This window comes from Galactobacter sp. (assembly GCF_022712295.1).
In the GTDB taxonomy this organism is placed as follows: Bacteria; Actinomycetota; Actinomycetes; order Actinomycetales; family Micrococcaceae; genus Galactobacter.
In genome coordinates this window covers 1-3,973 of the sequence record NZ_JALAGT010000199.1, presented here as the reverse complement: position 1 = coordinate 3,973, position 3,973 = coordinate 1, and the positions used below count along the sequence as shown (strand labels likewise).

The window sequence follows — 3,973 nt, the reverse complement described above, 5'->3', positions numbered from 1 at the left end:
CTCTCCGGTGGCCTTGAGTGTCTGCTTGGGGTTGAGGTAAGTGATCTCCCTGTCGGTCGGAAGCTCCACCTTGGTGGTGCCTGGCCAGACCAGGAAGCCGGAATAGACCTGATCATCACGGATGCTGACCTTGGTGCCGTTGACCTTGAACGAGTTCGGAAGGCGCCCGTTGCCTGCGCGCATGATGGGCATCCGTAGCCCTTGGGGCTTCCAGATTTCGTCGTAGCGCATCAAACGCAACTTCACCGGGATCCGGTCGGAGGAGGTGAGGATGAAGCCGTCTATGGTGGCCATCGATCCAATGAGGGAGACGTCGGTCTGGGTCCATTTGGCGTCCGCGCCCATGCTGGCCTTGGCCTGCTGCGGTGTCAGCAGACCGAAATCGTAGGCAGAGCTGCCGGTCTCCTTCAGGACGGAGACGGCCGCCGGATCGCCCTTGACGAACTGATCCATGAACGCGCCGGCCTTGGCCTGGGCGGCTTTGGACTGCTTGGCCTCTTCCGCTTTCCGCTTCTCGGCGTAGCTGGTGTAGGAGTTGCCTGAGGAAGAGCCGCTGGAGGCTTTGAACAGGTCGAAGATGCCTCTGCCGGCGGGCGCTACGAAGCTGATCACCAAAACGATGGCGATGATGACGAGCACGAGGCAGCACCCGACGGAACTGTTGTTCTTCTTCGGCGGGCCAGGCGTGGGTTGACCGCCGCCATAGGCTGGGCGCCCCGGCCCACCGCCGGCGGGAGCCGGTCCTCCGCCTGAGTTCTGCTGGAATCTGCGCATCGCCTCCGCCATGGCCTGCTGGGCCTGCGACGACTGCTTGGTATTCGCGGTGGGACCCTGCGGCCGCCGGGTCGGTTGTGGGCGCTGCGCGGGCTGCGGGAGCTGTGCGTTCGAGGCGCGGCGGGCTGCCTCATGGTTGGCCTCTGCCTTGCGCCGCTGCCGCTCGGTCATGTCGGTGTTGCGGCTGACGTCGGGGCCCCGATAGGTCTTGGGGTCGTTGCGGAAACTCGGAGGGAAATCCTTCTCAGGGTCCGCGGGTAGGCCAAGGCTCCTGCGGTACTCCAGCCATTCCTCTTGGTTCATGACTGTTCCCCTCGTTGCTCATGTCGTGATGCGGCACGGGCTGTGTAAGGCGCCGTTGTTCAGCACCACTGTAATGGGAGGGCGCGTGATACACGTCATGGAACAATTCGCCATCAGAGTTGGTTATGGTTGACGTATCAATCAGTTGGTGTCTGCGGCCGCGTCGCTTCGCCAAGAACAGCGGAAGGGTAAGTGCTTCAGATATGGAGTTCGGCATCTTCACGGTAGGGGATCTGACCCCCGATCCCACCGGGCGACGTTCGCAAACCGAACAGGAACGCTTGGCGTCCATCCGTAAGTACGCGCTGAAGGCGGAGGAGGTGGGTCTTGACGTCTTTGCTCAGGGCGAGCACCACAATCCGCCGTTCGTGGTTTCTTCACCCACCACGAATCTGGCTTGGATCGCGGCCAAGACGGAGCGCATCACTCTCTCCACCTCCACCACCCTGATCACCACCAACGACCCTGTCCTGATCGCCGAGGACTACTCGATGCTGCAGTCCGTCTCCGACGGCCGCCTCGACCTCATCATGGGGCGCGGCAACACCGGCCCCGTCTACCCCTGGTTCGGCAAGGACATCCGTTCCGGTATCCCGCTGGCCATCGAGAACTATCACCTCCTGCGCAAACTCTGGCGCGAGGAGGACATCACCTGGGAGGGACAATTCCGCACGCCGCTGCGCGGATTCACCTTGGCACCCCGGCCTCTGGATGACACCCCACCCTTCGTATGGCACGGCTCGATTCGGTCGACCGAGATCGCCGAACAGGCGGCCTTCTACGGCGACGGCTTCTTCCACAACAACATCTTCTGGAACATCGAGCACACGGCCCAGATGGTGCAGCGCTACCGTGAGCGCTTCGAGGCCTACGGCCACGGCGGCGCGGAGCAGGCCATCGTGGGCCTGGGCGGACAGGCGTTCATGGCGGAGACCGAGGCCGAGGCCAAGCGCTTCTTCCGCCCCTACTTCGACAACGCCCCCGTGTACGGTCACGGACCCAGCCTGGAGGACTTCACCCGCCAGACCCCGCTGACCGTCGGCACGCCGGAACAGGTCATCGAGCGCACGCTCGGTTTCGCCGACGCGGTGGGGGACTACCAGCGCCAGCTCTTCCTCATGGACCATGCCGGTCTCCCCGAAGACGTGGTCCTTGAACAGATCGAGATCCTGGGCAAGGAAGTGGTTCCCGTGCTGCGCCAGGAGTTCGCTCGCCGTCGCCCCACTGGCGTTCCTGATCACGCACCGACGCACGCGGAGCTCGCGGCGCTGCCGCGCGACGCGGACTACCACCAGGTCATCTCATCCCCCGTGGCCCGCGCACAGCAGGCGGCACAGGATTCCAAGCAGGAGGCAACCCGATGAGCATCAGCGTCGTCACGGTCACCGCTGGACTCTCTGAGCCATCCAGCACCAGGCTCTTGGCCGACCAACTCGCGTCGGCGGTGGAGACCCAGGTGAGCAACCGCGGGGAGTCCGCGCAGATCGAGTTCATCGAGCTGCGCGAGCTTGCCGTGGATCTGGCCACCACGATGCTCTCGGGCGGTCTGCCCACGCCGGCTGTGGCTCACGCGCTGGACTTGGTGGCCCATGCGGACGCACTGATCGCGGTCAGTCCCGCGTTCAAGGCCTCATACTCCGGCTTGTTCAAGCTCTTCTTCGACGTCCTGGATCAGGATGCCCTGGCTGACGTGCCGACCCTGCTCGCCGCCACGGGTGGCACGCCACGGCATTCTTTGATGTTGGATCACGCCATGCGCCCCTTGTTCGCCTACATGCACGCCATGGTGGTTCCTACGGGTGTCTTCGCGGCAACGGAGGACTTCGGTTCCACCGAGGCCTCCACGTCGCTTGCCTCCAGAATCCGCCGGGCCGCGGGTGAACTGGTGACGCAGGTGCTGATGCAAGGCAATACCGTGGCCGGGTTTTCGCGAGACGACGACGCGCGTCCCGCGCGCCCGTCGGCCACCACCCTTGGCACTTCGCCCGACTTCGCCACCCTCCTGAAGGGGCACGACGGCCGGGGCTAGTACCGCCGCTGCCCCACGCCGCTGGGTGGTCAGACGCCGAAAGCCGGCGGATAACTGATGACACCTTGCGGCAGCGGGGCCCGTTGCTCGGCCCGCTCCGCTTGTAGATCCAGAGCCATCAGTGCCTCGTCTGGCACCTCGAAGGAGGTGCGGATGCCCAACAGGGAGGCCCGGACGAATCCGAAACGGGGGTAGTAGTTCGGATGCCCGAGCACCACCACCAACCGCTCGCCGGTAGCGCGGGCGGCGTCAAGCACCGCACGGATCACGGCTGTTCCGGCGCCTTGGCGCTGAGCGGCAGGAGTAACGGAGCACGGACCGAGCACCAGGGCTGGGGAACCGTCCACCGTGCACCGGCTCAGCACTGCATGTCCAGCTACCTGGCCATCCTCGTCCTCGCAGACGTGTGACAGACCGGGTATCCAGGCTGTGGGGTCGGCACGTAGCGCGTCGACGATTCCGGCCTCGTCAGGGGTGGGGAAGGCCGCCTCCGTGACGGACCTGATGGCAGCCAGGTCCTGGGAAGTCTCGGCTCGGGTGGTCCAGACGGTAGTCACCTTGGCACCATACTCATTGGCCATTGTGCACGCCAGCGCCCCCCGAAACGGCGGTGCCTCCCGAGACTTTCCGTCAGCACCTCCTGCTTTATGTGGGAGGTGGTGACGGAATGCCTAAGGGGGAGGGCCAGGCGCGCCAGGGAATGTGGTGTGGCGACCGAATGCCCAGCGAGGAAGCGGTGCGGCATCAGTCGGTACGCGGGCGAGCAGTCGAGGACCGGATCACGAGGTCGTATGCGGTGTGCTCGGAGGTCAGATCGACGTCGCGGTCCAGGTGCGCCACGATGCGATCGGCGGCAAGCGCCCCGAG

At 65.1% G+C, this 3,973-nt stretch carries 3 protein-coding genes and 1 pseudogene; 2 read left to right on the top strand and 2 right to left on the bottom strand.

What is annotated here, in order from left to right:
- A pseudogene (locus Q0A15_RS14340) lies at window positions 1-1,077 on the bottom strand (hypothetical protein); the annotation flags it as partial.
- Between the two features lie 203 nt (window positions 1,078-1,280).
- On the opposite strand from Q0A15_RS14340, the gene Q0A15_RS14335 reads away from it, so the two are divergent.
- Both Q0A15_RS14335 and Q0A15_RS14330 read left to right on the top strand, forming a co-directional pair.
- Window positions 1,281-2,441 carry a CE1758 family FMN-dependent luciferase-like monooxygenase gene (locus Q0A15_RS14335; RefSeq protein ID WP_291280204.1) on the top strand — a complete coding sequence of 387 codons (1,161 nt, stop codon included), beginning with the start codon at window positions 1,281-1,283 and terminating at the stop codon, window positions 2,439-2,441.
- Window positions 2,438-3,106, top strand: coding sequence for an FMN reductase (locus tag Q0A15_RS14330; protein WP_291280203.1), 669 nt, complete (start codon window positions 2,438-2,440; stop codon window positions 3,104-3,106). The genes Q0A15_RS14335 and Q0A15_RS14330 overlap by 4 nt, the downstream gene beginning before the upstream one ends.
- A gap of 29 nt (window positions 3,107-3,135) precedes the next feature.
- Here the strand turns inward: Q0A15_RS14330 and Q0A15_RS14325 are convergent, their stop codons facing one another.
- Window positions 3,136-3,663, bottom strand: a complete 528-nt coding sequence (locus tag Q0A15_RS14325; protein WP_291280202.1) for a GNAT family N-acetyltransferase — start codon at window positions 3,661-3,663, stop codon at window positions 3,136-3,138.
- Window positions 3,664-3,973: the final 310 nt, after the last annotated feature.

Coding starts and splice junctions, on each gene's coding strand:
- Q0A15_RS14335 (WP_291280204.1), top strand. CDS start 1,281: ATGGAGTTCGGCATCTTCACGGTAGGGGATCTGACCCCCGATCCCACC.
- Q0A15_RS14330 (WP_291280203.1), top strand. CDS start 2,438: ATGAGCATCAGCGTCGTCACGGTCACCGCTGGACTCTCTGAGCCATCC.